Raw genomic sequence first — 18008 nt, 5'->3', positions numbered from 1 at the left:
TTTGCCACAGTTGGCACATCATTAAAAAAGTGTGAAAGGCATTAAAAAACTTTCGCATCCCAAATGTGTCCCGCCTAATCCGAAGCTCAGCCCTGAAAACAGAATCGCATTTTAATCGCATTTATTATTGACACAATACGATTAAAATCGCATTATCTAATCATTCTAAGCGGATATGTTCTTTAACAAATGAGGAAACAATGGCTACGGTTCAATGGACGAGGAAAGCACGAAAACAGTTGCTTTCAATCGATACCAGATACCGGAAAGCTATCAGTGAGAAGGTTAACCAACTTGAAACTTTCCCCGCAGTGACACTGGACATCAAGAAGCTTCATGACCTTAATAACCAGTACAGACTAAGGGTTGGCGAATACAGGATAATCTTCGAAATCACTGACGGCGAACCGGTTATCTGCTCGATAATGGCAGTCAAACGGAGAACATCGACAACGTACTAGGCGGGGCACCCGCCATTTCCTCATTATTAAATTCACCGCGACTCTCAACTACCCGGATGAATACATGAAAATGCAATACATAAACGACGAAGCAGGAAAACCGCTATATGTTGTCCTGCCAATAGCTGAATACGAAAAACTTCTCAGCATAAAGGAAGATTGGGAGGATGTGCCATACACTCCGTCAAAATATGATGATGTGACCGTGCCTAACGGCGTCGTGTCTATTATGGTTAATCAGGATATTTCTCTCCTGGCAGCTTGGCGCATCTATCGTGGGTTGTCTCAGTACGAGGTAGCTGAAAAACTCGACACAACTCAATCAACCGTATCTCAGTGGGAGGCGTCAGATCGACCACAGAAGCGCACACGAGAAAAACTGGCTGCACTATACAACTGTACTCCGGAACAACTCATTCCATAACCCAACGGCCCCGCTCAGGGGGCGTTTACTTTGTCTGAAAGACAAAAAAGCCCCGCGAATGCGAGGCTTAAATTATTTCTGCTGTTGCAACGAGAGGCAATAACCTATCATTGGGATAACGATAGGCTACTCTATTCAACATATCAACAATTAGCCGGCAATCTGGAATATCCGCGATCTGAGCATTGTATTTAATTAATATCAGCACCGTTTCGCGGTACTTACCCTTCTGATACCCGTTCTTTGACTGCCATTTTATTGCGATTAATAAACATTGCATCACCATAACTAAAAAAGCGATATTCTTTTGCTATCGCTTCTTTATAGGCATTCATCGTATTCTTATAACCGGCAAACGCAGAAACCAGCATGATAAGTGTGGATTCTGGCAGATGGAAATTGGTGATCAGTACATCAACAACCTGATATTCAAATCCAGGATAGATAAAGATTTGGGTATCATTAAAAAATGGCGCGATAATCCCATCCTGACAAGCTCTTGCGGCACTTTCCAGTGAACGAACCGATGTTGTTCCTACAGCAATCACCCGATTACCACGCGCTTTACATGCCAGAACTGCATCCACAACATCCTGTGGCACTTCCGCATACTCGGCATGCATCACATGATCTTCAATGGATTCCACTCGTACAGGCTGAAAAGTACCGGCACCAACGTGCAAGGTAACAAAGGCCATTTCAACGCCCTTTTCACGCAAGGCAGCCAAAAGCGGTTCATCAAAATGTAATCCCGCAGTCGGTGCAGCCACGGCTCCTGGACGTTCACTATAAACTGTCTGGTACAATTCACGATCTGCATCTTCATCAGGACGAGCGATATAAGGCGGCAAAGGCATATGACCAATCTGCTCCAAAATGGTCAACACATCACGCTCGTCATCAAAACGGATTTCAAACAACGTATCATGACGCGCCAGCATCGTTGCCTTAATGCTCTCTTCTTCACCGAGGATAAGTTCAGCACCTTCTTTCGGTGCCTTGGAAGCCCGAACGTGAGCAAGCACTCGCTTATTATCCAGCATCCTTTCGACTAAAACTTCCAACTTTCCCCCCGTCGCTTTGCGGCCAAACAGGCGCGCAGGGATAACGCGGGTGTTATTGAAAACCAATAAATCTCCAGCTTCCAGCTTATCCAGCACATCAGTAAAAACACCATGCGTCAGCTTGCCTGTTTCACCATCAAGGGAAAGCAGGCGGCAAGCACTTCGCTGTGGCTGGGGATAGTGAGCAATCAGCTCTTCTGGCAGTTCAAATGTAAAATCAGCGACACGCATTTTATCTGTATCATTCAAAAAAACAGGCGGACTAGTCTAGTGCTGCAAGTGCAAGGGTGCAACAAAGAAGCATCGGGTTTAACTATTTACGCTGCATTCTTTGCGATATACTCTCGCTATGAATTTTCTCGCACACCTTCATTTAGCTGCCTTAGCGGAAAGCTCCTTACTGGGGAATTTGATGGCGGATTTCGTCCGCGGCTCTCCAGAAGGCGCATTTCGTTCTGATATTGTAGCGGGTATCCGTATGCACCGTCGGGTAGATAGCCTGACGGACAGGCATCCGCTTGTCCTGGAAGCACGTCAATTATTTCGTCCCGAATATCGACGCGTTGCCCCCATTACTCTTGATATCATCTGGGATCACTTTCTCTCGCGACATTGGGACAAATTTGAAAAAAATTACTCCCTGCCCGAATTTGTCCATCTTGCCCACAACACTATAGAACCGCATCTCGCGTCAACCCCCGAAAAATTTCAGGAATTGAACAACTACCTCTGGTCACAAAATTTATTCATCCGTTATGCCGATATGTCATGCATCGCCAATGTCTTGCAGAGCATGGCACGCAGGCGCCCCAAATTATCCGCATTGACCGGTTCGTATCAGGATATAGAAAATCATTACCTTGATTTTGAAACACTATTTTATCAGTTCTACCCAGAAATGATGGCACTAGCAACAAATAAGCATCTACTTGAGTAGCAACTATCTTGAACTTTTCATAAATAGTTTTATCTTATGTAGTCTAAAAGGAATTAAAAACAGTTTATCAATAGGTAAAATCTATTATAACAATTGGTATTTTATCCTTTATTGCTATAACCTAATTCCTTATGCTGTAACCCGTTTTTACATAACACCTTTTAAAATCACAGGAGTCAATTATGGTTTTAGTAACCCGCCAAGCCCCTGACTTTACAGCTGCCGCAGTTCTCGGTAACGGTGAAATTGTTAATAACTTCAATCTGAAAAAACACCTGAATGGCCGTGCTGCTGTTATTTTCTTCTGGCCAATGGATTTCACTTTCGTTTGCCCTTCTGAGCTGATTGCTTTCGATCATCGCTATGAAGAATTCCAGAAACGTGGGGTTGAAGTTGTTGGTGTCTCCTTCGACTCTGAATTCGTTCACAACGCATGGCGTAAAACCCCAGTCAGCGAAGGTGGCATTGGCGAAGTCAAATATCCAATGGTTGCTGACATCAAACGTGACATCATGAAAGCTTACGGCATTGAACACCCAGAAGCGGGTGTTGCTCTGCGTGGTTCTTTCTTGATTGACAAAAATGGTGTTGTACGTCACCAAGTCGTTAACGATCTGCCACTGGGCCGTAACATCGATGAAATGCTGCGTATGGTTGACGCTCTGCAATTCCATGAAGAACACGGCGAAGTTTGCCCTGCACAATGGGAAAAAGGCCAGGAAGGCATGGGCGCTTCACCAGAAGGCGTAGCAAAATACCTGACCAAAAACGCTGACAAGCTGTAATCCCGTTAGGATTCAACCTGTTCATAACTTTACGTTATGAAGCATTCCAAACCAGCCGCTCAATCGGCTGGTTTTTTACTTTCCAAAATCCTGAGCTTTAGATAAGGTGAATTACTTATTCGCAACAAAAGCACCACAAACACTCAAATCAATTAACAGTTGATCTATCCTCAGGAGAACAACACATGTTCAAGGCATGGAAAATACCACTTATCGCTGTATCTCTGCTCATTTCCACTCCTCTTTATTCTGCTACTGAGCCTGCTGTTGAAGCTAAACAAGGCATGGTTGTCAGCTCACAGCGCCTTGCTTCACAAGCTGGCATAGATATTCTTAAAATGGGTGGAAACGCCATTGATGCTGCTGTTGCCGTTGGATATGCCCAAGCCGTAGTTAATCCCTGCTGCGGCAATATTGGCGGTGGTGGCTTTATGACCATCCATCTCGCTAATGGAAAAGATACTTTCATCAATTTCCGTGAAACAGCCCCTGCCGCGGCTAACGCTGATATGTATCTGGATAAAGATGGAAAAGTGATCAAAGGTGCCAGCCTGTATGGTTATAACGCGATTGCTGTACCAGGCACAGTGATGGGATTTGAAGCGGCACTGAAAAAGTACGGCACATTAACTCGCGAACAAGTCATGGCACCCGCTATCAAGCTGGCGCGCGAAGGCTATATACTGACGCGTGGTGATACCGATATTTTGGATACCACAGTCAAGCGTTTCGCTCAAGATCCAGAAGCTGCCCGTATTTTCCTGCGTAAAGATGGTACGCCATTCAAACCAGGGGACAGGCTCATCCAAACCGATTTAGCCAACACACTGGAAATGATTGCCAAACAGGGACCTGATGCTTTTTATCACGGCAAAATTCCCCAATTAGTTGCACAAGCATCAAAAAAAGCAGGCGGAATTATTACCGCAGCCGATTTCGCCAATTATCACATCACAGAAACGACGCCTGTCACCTGTAGTTACCGAGGCTACAAGTTTATCTCTTCTCCACCTCCCAGCTCTGGCGGGGTGACGTTATGCGAGATATTAAACATCGTTGAAGGCTATGATCTTAAGTCTATGGGATTCAACTCTGCTGCTTATATTCATACATTGACAGAAGCCATGCGCCACGCCTATATGGATAGAAATACCTATTTGGGCGATCCGGCATTTATCAACAACCCACTTGATCGACTGTTGAGTAAAAGTTACGCCGAATCGATCAGAAAAGAGATTCAACCAAATAAAGCCACTCCATCGGTAAATATTCAGCCAGGCATTGGTCCCCATGAAAAACCGGAAACTACCCACTATTCCGTGGTAGATAAAGAAGGAAACGCAGTATCAACAACTTACACCATCAATGGACGCTTTGGTGCTGGCGTCATTGCCCCAGGAACAGGCTTTTTCCTCAACGATGAGATGGATGACTTTACAACTAAAGTCGGTGAGAAAAATCTGTATGGGCTAGTACAAGGTGCAACCAACTCAATCGCCCCTGGTAAGCGCCCACTATCATCAATGAGTCCAACACTCGTGACCAAAGATAATAAAATCTTCCTGGTGTTAGGTTCTCCAGGAGGCTCACGCATTATCTCCATCACTTTACAAACTGCGCTAAATATCATCGAATTCAACATGCCACCACAAGAAGCTGTCAATAGTCCACGGTTCCACCACCAATGGCTACCTGACGAAGTCTATTATGAGCAACGTGGTTTGTCGAAAGACACCCTAAACTTACTGGAAAAAATGGGCTACAAAATGGTGAAACAGACACCTTGGGGAGCAGCAGAATTAATTATGATTGGATTACCGGGTGCTGCTGGGGTGACTCCACAATCATCAGGCAATGATTCTGCCGTATCAGGTATTGTCCGTGAAGGTTACATCTATGGTGCCAACGATGCACGACGACCTGCCGGTGCCGCCATTGGTTATTAATCCAGCATAAATCAACAAAAAAGGTGGGCTGTTTTCAGCAGCTCACCTTTATCATCTTATAACATCACTTATCCATGTTTATCATGAACAGACTTTATTCCTACTTTTCTTCAGTCTGCACTTCATACTTTGGGAGCTTTACGCCTCCTACAACGCGGTCATAAATAGCGCACACAGCAGCCGTCAGTAAGGTAGGCAGCAACCAAGCCAAACCTTGATCCGCTAATGGCAGATGCTTCGCCCACTCAGGCAGTAAATGGGACAAATACTCAGAAGCTTTTATTGCATCCAAGATCCCAAACAGCAAACTGACAGACATGGCCGGAGCCAAAATGCGGATGAAGTTATTCCACCAACGGATTGTAAAGCTCAACAATATCAGCGCGATACAGGGTGGATAAATGGCCGTCAACACTGGAATTGAGATCTTAATCAAATGGCTTAAGCCCACGTTAGAAACCAGCATGGAGAATGTGCCTAAGATCAGTACCAGAGCACGGTAGGACAATGGCAAATAACGGCTGAAAAATTCAGAGCAAGCACAAGTCAAACCGACAGCAGTCACCATACAAGCAATGAAAATCAGTAACGCAAGGAAGAAGCTACCGTAGTTACCAAAAATATTTTGGACATAGGCGTGCAAAATCACAGCACCATTATCTGCGGTAGGCACTAATGTGCCACTACCTTCCCCAAGCTTAAACAAAGAGAGGTACACCAGTGTCAGGCCAAGACCAGCAATCAGGCCGGCCCACATAGCATAGCGCGTCAACAGGGAAGAAGCCTCAACCCCTCTGGAACGGGCTGCATTGACAATAACAATACCGAATACCATTGCAGCCAGTGTATCCATTGTCAAATAGCCATTGACAAAGCCATTTGAGAACGGAATTTCCCGATAACTTTCAATAGCAGGAACAGGGCCACCTGCCGGCCACAATACCGCCGCAATTCCCAAAATGGCTAATGCTACGATTTTGATTGGAGCCAATATATGGCCAACACTATCCAGTAGTTTGCCCGGATATAATGAAATCAGCACCACGAGTGCAAAATAGATCACACTATAAATAAATAGAGGAAGATCACCTGTTCCGGTAAGTGGAGCAATACCCAATTCAAAAGAAACTGTTGCAGTTCTGGGGGTAGCAAACAGAGGACCGACAGCTAAATAGCAGACAGTTGCCAGAATCAGGCCCGCAGTTTTTCCGATCGGCGCACTCAGTGCTTCAATACCTCCACCCACTTTTGCCAACGCAATGACAGTAATGACTGGCAAGCCAACAGCGGTTAGCAAAAAGCCGACTGCTGAGATCCAAACGTTCTCTCCTGCCTGCAAGCCAACCATAGGCGGAAAAATAATATTTCCCGCACCAACAAACAAGGCAAAGGTCATAAAACCTAATGCCCAAATATCCTTAGATGATAAACGGTATGCCATAATGATTGTTAATGTATTATTGTCAAAAGAGATGCATCTGCGACAGTAGCTATCGCAAGTACTTGAATTTTCACTGGCGAAACCGGATTCTGATTTAACAATCAGTGATCTGCATGATACTCACTGATAGCCGTAAGCTACAGAATAATAGTAATAATAACAGCTAGAATCGCCAACAACTGCTCCCAAGTAAAACTTTTATAGCGCAAAAAGGCAAGCGGTAAACCAAAAACCAGAACAATATTCTGAACTGTTTTTTAAAATCAGTTATTATTGTTATCTATCATTGAATACACACTATATGATTTGTGCATTTTTTTATTCATGCGTGTTTTTTGCTCACATCTGCCAATAAATCATTTTGTCATAAAACTGTTTTTGGCAGAAACAATAAGCTGAGACGCTAATAAAAAACTAAAGACTGAACCCTTTCCTAAAGTGCTCTCAATATCGAGATGGGTATTGTAGTGATGCAATGCATGTTTCACTATCGCCAAACCTAACCCATTCCCCCCCGTTTGACGAGAACGGGCCCGATCGACGCGATAAAAACGCTCTGTCAGGCGTGGCAAATGTTCCGCACTAATCCCACCGCCATTGTCTTTCACTGTGAACAGCGCACCTTGGGAAACATTTTGCCAACTCACCTCAATCCTTGTGCCCGGAGAAGTATGTCTAATGGCATTATAAACAAGGTTGGACATTGCACTGCGCAGCTGCTCTTCATTACCAAACACTTTCAGCTTTTCATCAATATCAAACACAATATCGTACTGCTCATTTCCCAAGGCCAACACCTCCCGTTGCAATACCTTCAACAGGTTGGGAACATCCACAACTTCATTCATGTCCACTTGCGCCCCTCCTTCAATTTTGGAAAGATGCAGCAGTTGTTGCACCAAACCATCCATCCTTCGTATTTGTTCCCGCATCGTACCGATAACCTTTTGGTTCACCTTATTGTCGAACGCCTGATCTTCCATCATTTCCAGATAACCTTGCAGGACGGTGAGGGGGGTTTTGAGTTCATGACTTACATTGGCAAAAAAATCCCGTCTGGCATTTTCCAGCTGCCGTTTTTGGGTGATATCGCGTGCGACCATCAATAATTGCTTCTCAGAATAAGGCATAATGCGGAACTCCATCATATTGCCATTATTCAATTCGATGGACAGAGGGTGGGAAAAATCATTCGCGGTAATATAACGGCTAAAATCAGGGTAGCGAAGCAAGTTGAAAATATGCTGACCATTATCCTCAGGCCAGCGGAACCCAAGTAAATGTTGTGCCAGGCGATTACACCAAAAAATATTGCCTTCCGTGGTCATGATCACAATAGCATCCGGCAATGATTCCGCCCCACTACGAAAGCGTTTGATGAGTAATGCGAGTTCACGACGTCGTTTACGATTGCGTTGCTGCAACTGATAAATACCATAAAAGATAGGTTCCCAGCCGCCACGGCCGGCTGGCGGTAACATATTGCGATCCAACCATAACCAATCGGATAATTTCAGCAAATTATAGCCATGCCATACCAAAGCCAAAAATAGTGCGATAACCAGCAGCCATGCCAAGTGACCGATAAAAAGAGACAAAATGACAGCGGGCAAGCAAAAAAGCACAAGCCCCCATACCAACTTTTTCCAAGATAAACGCTCAAGCACGCGACTTTACTCCAAACAGTCAATAGCGGGTAGAAAAGCGATAACCTGCACCACGCACCGTCTGCACCATCCTGGCGTGATCCCCTGTCTCTAACGCCTTACGCAAGCGTCGAATATGTACATCAACCGTACGATCTTCCACATAAACATTTGTTCCCCATACATAGTTGAGTAACTGTTCACGACTATAAACACGCTCAGGATGAGTCATAAAAAAGTGGAGAAGTTTGAATTCAGTTGGCCCCATTTCCAAATCTTGTCCATGACTGGAAACACGGTGGGATGATGGATCCAGAACCAATCCATCCATATCAATAGTGTCTTCCAACTCTATAGGTGAAATGCGACGCAAAACAGCCTTAACCCTGGCAATCAATTCCTTAGGTGAAAAAGGTTTCGTGATATAGTCATCCGCACCGACATCTAAACCACGTACCCGATCTTCTTCCTCCACCCGAGCCGTGACCATAATGACAGGGATCGCCTTAGCGTTATTATCCCGCTTCATTTGTCGGATAAGTTGTATCCCTGAACCGCCTGGCAACATCCAGTCCAATAATACCAAATCAGGATAAGGCTCAGACAAACGTCTTATTGCTGTATCGTAATCTTCGGCTTCAATGGCTTCATAGCCGTTTTGTTCCAGTGCAAAACAAACCATTTCACGAATCGGTACTTCATCTTCAACTACCAAAATGCGTTTAACCATGGTTAATTCCGTTAATATCATTAAGGCTAAATAGGTTTTCATCATACTGAGAGTATCAGATGCCGGAGTTCCTTACCCCCGCGCGGGGTAAGGAACACTCCTATCATTTTGAAACGCTATTTAGTGACTTTTACTGCAAATCATTATGAGTCAATTTTATGACACTTTTATGAAACTCCTTACTTCTCAATTAACAAGATACAAACTGGTTCTCAAAGAAAATCTTGCTTTTTGTTATATACCAATCCAACTGCAAATTGCAGCTTGCAAATCAATGTGATTCTTTATATCTCCCCGCGTAGCGGGGAGATAGCTAAGACGCATCTTGAAAGAAGATTGGTATATTTCACTATGAATGCGAAGCAGCTCGAAAATTCAGTAAAGGAAATCAAATTGCACAGGACATCTCTCACACGGCCATTATAATTAGCACCTGCAACAGATAAGAAAAGCATTCAGGCAACGGCGGGAAAATCATGCGAATTATTCACACATCTGATTGGCATCTTGGCCAATATTTTTTTACTAAAAGCCGTGCCGCTGAACATAAACACTTTTTACAGTGGTTGATTGAAAAAATCGTGCAGCATCAGGTTGACGCATTGCTTATTGCCGGCGATATTTTTGATACCGGTTCTCCTCCCAGCTATGCACGTGAACTTTATAACCAATTTATTGTGGCCCTACAGCCCACAGGCTGCCAACTTGTCATTCTCGGTGGAAATCATGATTCCGTCGCCACACTCAATGAATCTAAATCCCTGCTTTCTTACCTGAATACCACTGTCATTACCCATGCTGAACCCGAAGATATAACACAGCAGATAAAGATCCTGAATAACAGAGAAGGTCATGCAGGAGCGATCCTCTGTGCCATTCCCTACCTGCGTCCACGGGATATTATCACCAGCCAGGCGGGGCAATCAGGCGCTCAAAAACAGCAGGCCCTACAGGATGCCATCACCAAACACTACTATAGTCTCTACCAGCAAGCCTGTGCATTACGAGAACAGTTCGGCCAGCCATTACCGATTATTGCCACTGGTCACCTCACTACAGTGGGTGCTTCCACTACAGACTCCGTTCGCGATATTTACATTGGCACATTAGAAGCCTTCCCCGCACAATCATTTCCGCCTGCTGACTATATTGCCCTGGGGCATATCCATCGCCCGCAACTCATTGGTAAATCAGAGCATATCCGCTACAGCGGTTCCCCTATTCCACTCAGCTTTGATGAAGTGGGACAGGAGAAAAGCGTCTGCTTAGTGGACTTTAAATCAGGAAGACTTGATAACATCACACTGTTACCGATCCCTCATTATCAGCCAATGCAACTTATTCGTGGTAATTTGAAACAAATCGAAGAGCAATTACACTCTTTTAGGGAATATCAAGGAGAACGCCCGGTTTGGCTGGATATTGAAGTCGCAACTCAAGATTATCTGCCCGATATCCAAAAACGCATTCAGGCCCTAAGTGAAAGCCTACCTGTTGAGATTATCTTGCTACGCCGTAGCAAAAGCACTCGCCAACTGTCACTATCTGCACAAAATAAAGAAACCCTTACTGAACTGAGCGTCAATGAGGTCTTTGAACGTCGTTTAGCACTGGTAGAAATCGACGATCCCGCACAAAAACAACGCCTAACCACCCTGTTTAAACAAACGCTGGATGATATTTCTCAGCAATAACTTGAAGAGAACGCCATGAAAATTCTTAGCTTACGGCTGAAAAATATCAATTCCCTGCAAGGTGAATGGAAAATAGACTTTACGGCAGAACCCTTTGCCAGTAATGGATTGTTTGCCATTACCGGCCCAACAGGTGCAGGAAAAACCTCCTTATTGGATGCTATTTGTCTCGCCCTTTATCATGAAACGCCAAGGCTCAACACCATTTCAGCCTCACAAAATGAGCTAATGACCCGTCATACCGCAGAGTGCCTTGCTGAAGTAGAATTTGAAGTCAAAGGCATTGTCTATCGGGCATTTTGGAGTCAGCGTCGTGCTCGCAACCAGGCAAATGGCAAACTCCAACCCCCAAAAGGAGAATTGGCCCTCAAAAAAGAGGGAAAAATCCTGGCTGATAAAATTCCAGAGAAAAAAGAGAAAATTGCCGAAATAACTGGACTGGATTTTAGCCGTTTTACTAAATCCATGCTTTTGTCACAGGGAAATTTTGCCGCGTTTTTAAATGCACAGGATAAAGACAGGGCCGATCTACTGGAAGAGCTAACCGGTACAGAAATTTACGGCATTCTGTCCCAGGAAATTTATCAACGCCATAAAGAGGCACAATCAGAACTGAATATCCAACAGGCCAAAGCTTCTTCCATTGAATTACTCACGCCAGAACAACAACAGGCATACCAAAACCAGCAACAACAACTTATTGCAGAAGAAACCCAACTCAGCCAACACATGAAGGCATTACAAACTGCCGATCAGTGGTTGTTGCGCCGGAATGAACTACAGCAATCACTGATCAACAATGCTTCACTTTTGCAACAAACTGAGCAAGCCATTCAAGAAGCACAACCCCAGTTACAACAGCTAGCAGCCAGCGAGCCAGCAGAAAAAATTCGTTCATTATGGGATGCACAAAACCGAGCTATTCATGAAAAACAGCGGCTCACGGAGCAACGCACTAAAATAGAACATGAACGCCGGCAACAACTGGCAATGTTACAACCTGCCGAACAACAACTAACACTGCTGGAAAAAAAGCGGGAAGAGCACCAACAGCATCAAAATCAACAAGAAAAGCTCATCTCAGAGCAGATTATGCCGCTCGATCATAAAATTGATATTCAATCCAAAGATCTACTGAAACTTGGACAAGAGATCGCAGAACAAGAGCGCGATCTCACAGAGATTTTATCCCAATACCAAGCTACACAAGATCGAACGGTAACCTTAAATAGTGAACAAAAAGCCTTGGAATCCTACTATGAGCAGCATCCTTATTACTGCAATTTGGACAGCAAACTGCCTGAATGGAAACAACTATTCACTCGCCAAAAAGAGCGACAAGAAAAAATAAATCAGCTTACTCAAAGCACCCAACAAATAACCTCAGAGCTTGCTCATACAACCCATTATTTACATACCTTGAATGCAGAATTAGCCAAACAACAAGAACAGAGCCGAACACTGCATAACAACCTTGCCGCTGCTGCAAACCAACTCACAATTTTGCAGCAAAAGCATCCATTGGAACAATTGCAGAAAAATTTAGAAAATTATCAAAAACAATTGGTATCACAAAACCAACTGGAGATTTTGCTTCCGCAGAACCAGCAGTTACAAACCGCGCTCTCAGCCGATCAAAACCAATTAAACCAATCTCAAGCATGGGTAAAAGCCTTACCTGATCAGATCGCAATCCTTAATCAACAGTTGGCAGATAAGCAACAACATTATGACGATCTCAACAATCGAATTCGTTTGGAACAACGGATAGTCAGCCTGGAAAAAGAACGGGCACAATTAAAAGAAGGGGAATCTTGCCCACTTTGTGGTTCTACTCACCATCCTTTAATCAACGAATACCAGGATATTGCCCTACCACATTCAGAAGCGCGCCTGAGAACCTTGCGCCAACAGCTTGATCAACTGCAAGAAAAGCGTACAACCCTACAGCAGAAGCATCAGCTTCAGCAACAACATAGTGAGCAATTGCAGCAAAATATTGCACAATACAATGCTAAATTAACAGAATTAGTTAAACAGTGGGAATACCATTGCCAGCAGTTGCAAGCTACCGAATTACCGATGGAGGCAGAGGCGGTTAATCACTTTATCAGTCAGCGACAATCTGCTTATCACCAATACCAGGCTCAACAAGAAGCACTTTCACAGGCAGAGAAAAACTATCAAGCAGCCGAAAAAGCACTTGCTGCTAACCGAGAACACTACCAAGCTTGTGAAAAAAATATTGAATTGGAAAAATTCAAACAGGATTCAGCCCAAAAACAATTAGCAGAAAAGACGGCAGAGGCTCAACAACTAGAGGCTGACTACGCGACGACAGCACAACAATTAAACACACAATTACAGCCGACACCGTTCATACTTCCTGCTCCTGATGAAACAGAAAACTGGCTACAACAGCGTGAACAAGAATTAAAAAACTACCGCGATTCACGGGAGAAATTGCTACAGCTACAGAAAGAACAAGCAGCCTTGCAAAGCAAACTGGGTGAACTAGACAAACAAAAAAATAAGCTTTCCACTCATCTCCATGCTTTGAATGAACAGCAACAACAACAAATACAGTTATTGGAACAAACACGTCAGGAACGCCATCATTTATTTGGCGAACAATCTATTATTACCGTTCGTCAGGTTTTGCAACAAAAAACCCATGAATTGGAAGTCGCCTACAAACAGGCCGTTTTCCATCTGCAAACACTGCAAAACAAAATGAGCCAACTAATCGGTGCCGCCAGTGAAATAGAAAAAAGCCACACTACCGCCGAGGCAAACTACAAACTTGCTGTCAGCCATTTCCAGACAGGCTTAGAACAGCAAGGCTTTCCTGATCAATCATCCTTTGAACATGCCTTGTTAGAACCGGAACAGCGGGAAAAGTTACAACAATTACAAGAAAAACTTGAACAACAACAATTGCAAGCCAAAACACGCCATTATGAATCAGAAATGGCCTTACAACGACATACGGAAACACAGCCGCAATTGCTTAACCAATATGAACCTCAACAATTATCCGCCATATTGATTGACGTTACGGCTAAATTGAAACACAACAACCAACAACAAGGTGAAGTCAGAACCCTATTGAACAGTGATGCAATTCGCCGCCAACACCAACAGGAGTTACTGATACAGATCGCACACTTACAGCAAACATATGATGACTGGAGTTATCTTAATAATCTCATTGGTTCTGCCGATGGCGCTAAGTTCCGCCGTTTTGCCCAAGGTCTGACATTGGATCATCTCGTGCATCTGGCAAATATCCGCTTGGAAAAACTACATGGCCGTTACTACTTGCAACGCAAAGATGACAGCGGGCTGGAATTACAAGTCGTTGACACCTGGCAAGCGGAAGCCATGAGGGATACCAAAACGCTTTCTGGAGGAGAAAGTTTTCTTGTCAGCCTGGCTCTTGCACTCGCCTTGTCTGATCTAGTGAGTAACAAGACACAAATAGAATCCCTGTTTCTTGATGAAGGATTTGGCACGCTTGATCCTGAAACCTTGGATATCGCTTTGGATGCACTGGAACACCTTAATGCATCAGGAAAAACTATCGGAGTCATTAGCCATGTAGACGCATTAAAAGAACGAATTCCTGTTCAAATAAAAGTAGAAAAAAAGAATGGATTAGGGTTCAGTCAATTATCGGCTGCATTTCGGGTTTAAACATGGAAATCAAATAATAACAATCGCTTGATGGATGTGTATAGTGTGTATATAATATTCAAAGCGGAAAGGAGGCTGCTTGAACAGTTCAGATTTAATGAAATTATTGGAAAAAAACGGCTGGAAACTTAAGCGAATCAAAGGGAGTCATCATCAGTTCACTCATCCTGGATTCGCTGCTGTGATAACAATTCCTCATCCACGTAGAGACATCAAACCAGGAACTCTTAGCAAGATTCTGAAAGATGCAAAACTCAAACAATCCAGTTAATGGATGACGTAGTACCCAGAAAAAGCCTGTAAATAAAAATGGAATAAGATTATGTTATATCCAGCATTTGTCGAAATAGATCAAGATGGTAGTGTCAGTGGCTGGTTCCCTGACGTTGCAGGGTGCATCTTTGCTGGTGACACACTTGAAGAAGCACATTCTGATGCACAATCTGCGATCAATGCACATTTCGAGTTAATGAAAGAACAAAACTTGGAATTCCCATTTCCAAAAGCCATGCAACAACACCTTGCAGAAAAAGCCGATGAATACAAAAATGGGCAATGGCTTTTAATTCCTGTTGATATGAGCCAGTTCGAAGACAAAATAGAGCGGATTAATATTACGCTGCCATTGCGTTTAATCAATCGCATTGATGCGAAAGTTAAACAACATCCCGAATATGGTAGCCGTAGTGGATTTTTAGCCCTAGCTGCTCGCAAGGCACTACAATAAACTATGGAGAGCCTGCTTAAGCAGGCTCTTTAATTTAGTGTTTAAGCACATAAAGATCTTTCGTTGATATTCTCCCCAAAAGATCAGCGTAATAACCACCAATATAAGGCTTAACCAATATCGCAGTAACATAGTAATAAACGGGAATAATCGGCGTATCTTTTGTCATAAGATCGAGTGCATGTTGAAAATCTTCTTGTTTATTTGTTTCTCCTGCTTTACGGATCCAATTATCGAAGTCTTTACTAGAATAAAATGAAGTATTATTGGTTTGATTTGTTGTAAATATATTAAAAAAAGCCATCGGGTTATTATAATCGCCAATCCATCCACCTCTGACGATATCAAATTTCCCTTGATGTTCGTTCTCCAGCATCACTTTCCACTCTTCAGTTTGTATATTGGCAATGACACCGAGATTCTTTTTCCACATCGAGGTTGCAGCAATAGCAACTTTTTTATGTAAATTTGATGAGTTGTAAACCAAATTAAATTTAAGGGGATTATTTTTATTAAAGCCCGCTTCGTTCAATAATTGTTTGGCTTTTTCATTACGTTGATTTTGTGTCCATGATGCATAATCAGGTTGTTTAAATTTAAAACCACCAATTCCAGGAGGTAAAATTGTGTACGCAGGTATTTGCCCTTGAGCAAGGACTTTATTAGCAATGATATTTCTATCCAATGCAAGACCTAGTGCTTGTCGGATCCTGGTGTCTTTAAACAGTGGTTTTTTATTGTTAAATTCATAGTAATATGTGCTAAGCATTGGTGAAATATGAACTTGTGAACTCATATTTTTCTTTAATGAGGCAAACGATTCTAATGGTATCGTAAATGTAATATCTATTTCTCCGGCCAGATAACGGTTTAAATCTGATGTATCTGATGAAAGTGGAAGATAGGTGACTTTATTAATAACGGTGTTTTTATTATCCCAATAATAAGGATTTCTTACTCCAACAATTTTTTCATTCACTTTCCACTCTGCTAATTTAAATGCGCCACTAGAAACAAAAAATTCAGGTTGTGTCCATTTATCCCCGTATTTTTCAACGACTTTTTCGCTAATCGGAGCCGCAATATTGAATGCCAGCATCTGTAAAAAGTATCCAACCGGTTTTTCTAGCCTGACCTCCAATGTCGAATCGTCCAGGGCCTTAACACCAAGCTCCTCCACTTTTTTCTTTCCGGCTAAAATATCTTTAGCATTAACCATAGAAGCATCAACAAAATAGCTGCCATATGGGGAAAGTGTTTTAGGATTTGTCAGCCGTTGCCAGCTAAAAACAACATCATGAGCGGTAATGGGTGTACCATCAGACCATTTGTTTCCTTTCCTTAAATGGAAAATCCACGTTTTATTATCCTTAGTTTCCCAGCTTGCAGCCAGTCTAGGTATGATCTTGCCTTGTTCATCCATTCCCACTAACGTATCAAAAAAATCATTGATAATGTTTAATGCAATATTACCTTCAACTTTATCAACATCCAGTGATGCAGGTTCTGCACCATTATTGCGAACAATCTCTTGTTTTTCCGCCAATTGTGTACCAGGTGGAATAACTGCGGCATAAGACAGTGTTGTACTATCCAATATCATACTCATAGAACAAACTAATATTTTAAGCGTTTTTTTGCTGATTTGACTTAACATATCATGTCTCCTCATCGCTGTGCTGTAATTATTTATTCTTTGTCCTTTATTTTATTTTCAATCCATATTTCAGAATGACATGCTATTTATTACTCAATAAATCATTTAGTGCAACAATAATAAAATTTTCAAATACTGTATTTATAGCCATGTATTTATACACAATAGTTTTCAAATTTCAGCACAAAGGCAAAAAAGGTGATGAATAGGGCTTGAGCAAGCCTCTGACCTCAGAAACCTAAATGACAATGTTGATGCATCAATTCAAGGAATTATTCCTGGGTTAGTGTCAGTGGCCTCATGATCTAACTTGAATAATAAACAAACATCTTAAATGATGACGAGTATCATTTATACATTGTTTAAAAGATTATCTCAGATTTTATTGTGCATTAGGTCAAGGTTATTGTATAAGAAAGAGGAGTAAAGAAAAGAAAACATAAGGTTGTCTAATGAATAAGACCGAAACAGTTAATAAAAAGAAATTTAAATTTGGGCTTGGCTGGCAGATTTTAGCTGCGCTAATATTGGGAATTATTGCAGGAGCCATTTTACATGACAATGAGCACAAACAGTGGTTAATTGTTAATGTACTTTCTCCTGCCGGTAAAATATTTATCCAGCTTATTAAGATGATTGTTGTTCCGATTGTAATTTCAACATTGGTTGTTGGCATTGCCGGTGTTGGTACAGGGCGAGATCTCACATTTTTAGCAAGGTTATTGAGGTTAAATAAAGACCAGAATATGATTTTTTATAGCTATTTCTCCCATGAAAACGCTAAGATCACGCTATTGCAT

At 42.6% G+C, this 18008-nt stretch carries 15 protein-coding genes; 10 read left to right on the top strand and 5 right to left on the bottom strand.

Features of this window, described 5'->3' with window-relative positions; translation table 11 throughout:
- The first annotated feature begins 200 nt into the window (after nt 1-200).
- Nucleotides 201-461 carry a type II toxin-antitoxin system RelE family toxin gene (locus IQ211_RS02870; protein WP_189758889.1) on the top strand — a complete coding sequence of 87 codons (261 nt, stop codon included), beginning with the start codon at nt 201-203 and terminating at the stop codon, nt 459-461.
- Between the two features lie 64 nt (nt 462-525).
- Nucleotides 526-885, top strand: coding sequence for a helix-turn-helix domain-containing protein (locus IQ211_RS02865; RefSeq protein WP_189758888.1), 360 nt, complete (start codon nt 526-528; stop codon nt 883-885).
- A 221-nt stretch (nt 886-1106) separates the two neighbouring features.
- On the opposite strand, the gene queA is transcribed toward IQ211_RS02865, so the two are convergent.
- On the bottom strand, nt 1107-2180 hold the full coding sequence (queA, locus tag IQ211_RS02860; protein ID WP_189758887.1) for a tRNA preQ1(34) S-adenosylmethionine ribosyltransferase-isomerase QueA: 1074 nt from the start codon (nt 2178-2180) through the stop codon (nt 1107-1109).
- A gap of 118 nt (nt 2181-2298) precedes the next feature.
- Here queA and IQ211_RS02855 point away from each other — a divergent pair, with 118 nt between their 5' ends.
- The 3 genes from IQ211_RS02855 to ggt all read left to right on the top strand — a co-directional run bounded on the left by IQ211_RS02855 (nt 2299) and on the right by ggt (nt 5617).
- Nucleotides 2299-2886 carry an acyl carrier protein phosphodiesterase gene (locus IQ211_RS02855; protein WP_189758886.1) on the top strand — a complete coding sequence of 196 codons (588 nt, stop codon included), beginning with the start codon at nt 2299-2301 and terminating at the stop codon, nt 2884-2886.
- 182 nt (nt 2887-3068) lie between these two features.
- Nucleotides 3069-3671: a peroxiredoxin C gene (locus IQ211_RS02850; RefSeq protein WP_189758885.1), complete on the top strand. Its 603-nt coding sequence runs from the start codon at nt 3069-3071 to the stop codon at nt 3669-3671.
- Between the two features lie 185 nt (nt 3672-3856).
- On the top strand, nt 3857-5617 hold the full coding sequence (ggt, locus tag IQ211_RS02845) for a gamma-glutamyltransferase (RefSeq protein ID WP_189758884.1): 1761 nt from the start codon (nt 3857-3859) through the stop codon (nt 5615-5617).
- A gap of 100 nt (nt 5618-5717) precedes the next feature.
- On the opposite strand, the gene brnQ is transcribed toward ggt, so the two are convergent.
- From brnQ to phoB, 3 genes are all read right to left on the bottom strand, one after another.
- The gene (gene brnQ, locus IQ211_RS02840; RefSeq protein ID WP_189758883.1) at nt 5718-7058 is read right to left on the bottom strand and encodes a branched-chain amino acid transport system II carrier protein; all 1341 of its coding nucleotides are present in this window, start codon (nt 7056-7058) and stop codon (nt 5718-5720) included.
- Nucleotides 7059-7414: 356 nt separating this feature from the next.
- Complete coding sequence (gene phoR, locus IQ211_RS02835) at nt 7415-8725, bottom strand: phosphate regulon sensor histidine kinase PhoR (protein ID WP_189758882.1); 1311 nt, start codon at nt 8723-8725, stop codon at nt 7415-7417.
- A gap of 19 nt (nt 8726-8744) precedes the next feature.
- Nucleotides 8745-9434 carry a phosphate regulon transcriptional regulator PhoB gene (gene phoB, locus IQ211_RS02830; protein ID WP_189758881.1) on the bottom strand — a complete coding sequence of 230 codons (690 nt, stop codon included), beginning with the start codon at nt 9432-9434 and terminating at the stop codon, nt 8745-8747.
- A gap of 476 nt (nt 9435-9910) precedes the next feature.
- On the opposite strand from phoB, the gene sbcD reads away from it, so the two are divergent.
- The 4 genes from sbcD to IQ211_RS02810 all read left to right on the top strand — a co-directional run bounded on the left by sbcD (nt 9911) and on the right by IQ211_RS02810 (nt 15551).
- Nucleotides 9911-11128 carry an exonuclease subunit SbcD gene (gene sbcD, locus IQ211_RS02825; protein WP_189758880.1) on the top strand — a complete coding sequence of 406 codons (1218 nt, stop codon included), beginning with the start codon at nt 9911-9913 and terminating at the stop codon, nt 11126-11128.
- Between the two features lie 15 nt (nt 11129-11143).
- Entirely contained in the window at nt 11144-14824 is a 3681-nt protein-coding gene (locus IQ211_RS02820; protein ID WP_189758879.1) for an AAA family ATPase, read from the top strand.
- Between the two features lie 79 nt (nt 14825-14903).
- Nucleotides 14904-15095: a type II toxin-antitoxin system HicA family toxin gene (locus IQ211_RS02815; protein ID WP_189758878.1), complete on the top strand. Its 192-nt coding sequence runs from the start codon at nt 14904-14906 to the stop codon at nt 15093-15095.
- A 51-nt stretch (nt 15096-15146) separates the two neighbouring features.
- The gene (locus IQ211_RS02810) at nt 15147-15551 is read left to right on the top strand and encodes a type II toxin-antitoxin system HicB family antitoxin (protein WP_189758877.1); all 405 of its coding nucleotides are present in this window, start codon (nt 15147-15149) and stop codon (nt 15549-15551) included.
- A gap of 34 nt (nt 15552-15585) precedes the next feature.
- Here IQ211_RS02810 and IQ211_RS02805 read toward each other — a convergent pair whose 3' ends face one another.
- A complete protein-coding gene (locus IQ211_RS02805) occupies nt 15586-17208 on the bottom strand; it encodes an ABC transporter substrate-binding protein (protein ID WP_189758876.1) in 1623 nt (540 codons plus the stop codon).
- A gap of 452 nt (nt 17209-17660) precedes the next feature.
- On the opposite strand from IQ211_RS02805, the gene IQ211_RS02800 reads away from it, so the two are divergent.
- Nucleotides 17661-18008 (top strand): cation:dicarboxylate symporter family transporter (locus IQ211_RS02800; protein ID WP_193836319.1); only part of this gene is annotated, 348 nt, incomplete at its 3' end.

This window comes from Xenorhabdus griffiniae (assembly GCF_015163655.1).
Taxonomy (GTDB): Bacteria; Pseudomonadota; Gammaproteobacteria; order Enterobacterales; family Enterobacteriaceae; genus Xenorhabdus; species Xenorhabdus griffiniae.
Note: the sequence above shows the minus strand (reverse complement) of the source record. Positions and strands in the feature narration are given on the sequence as shown.

Coding starts and splice junctions, on each gene's coding strand:
- sbcD (WP_189758880.1), top strand. CDS start 9,911: ATGCGAATTATTCACACATCTGATTGGCATCTTGGCCAATATTTTTTT.
- brnQ (WP_189758883.1), bottom strand. CDS start 7,058: ATGGCATACCGTTTATCATCTAAGGATATTTGGGCATTAGGTTTTATG.
- ggt (WP_189758884.1), top strand. CDS start 3,857: ATGTTCAAGGCATGGAAAATACCACTTATCGCTGTATCTCTGCTCATT.
- IQ211_RS02850 (WP_189758885.1), top strand. CDS start 3,069: ATGGTTTTAGTAACCCGCCAAGCCCCTGACTTTACAGCTGCCGCAGTT.
- IQ211_RS02805 (WP_189758876.1), bottom strand. CDS start 17,208: ATGTTAAGTCAAATCAGCAAAAAAACGCTTAAAATATTAGTTTGTTCT.
- IQ211_RS02870 (WP_189758889.1), top strand. CDS start 201: ATGGCTACGGTTCAATGGACGAGGAAAGCACGAAAACAGTTGCTTTCA.
- IQ211_RS02810 (WP_189758877.1), top strand. CDS start 15,147: ATGTTATATCCAGCATTTGTCGAAATAGATCAAGATGGTAGTGTCAGT.
- phoB (WP_189758881.1), bottom strand. CDS start 9,434: ATGGTTAAACGCATTTTGGTAGTTGAAGATGAAGTACCGATTCGTGAA.
- IQ211_RS02865 (WP_189758888.1), top strand. CDS start 526: ATGAAAATGCAATACATAAACGACGAAGCAGGAAAACCGCTATATGTT.
- queA (WP_189758887.1), bottom strand. CDS start 2,180: ATGCGTGTCGCTGATTTTACATTTGAACTGCCAGAAGAGCTGATTGCT.
- IQ211_RS02820 (WP_189758879.1), top strand. CDS start 11,144: ATGAAAATTCTTAGCTTACGGCTGAAAAATATCAATTCCCTGCAAGGT.
- IQ211_RS02855 (WP_189758886.1), top strand. CDS start 2,299: ATGAATTTTCTCGCACACCTTCATTTAGCTGCCTTAGCGGAAAGCTCC.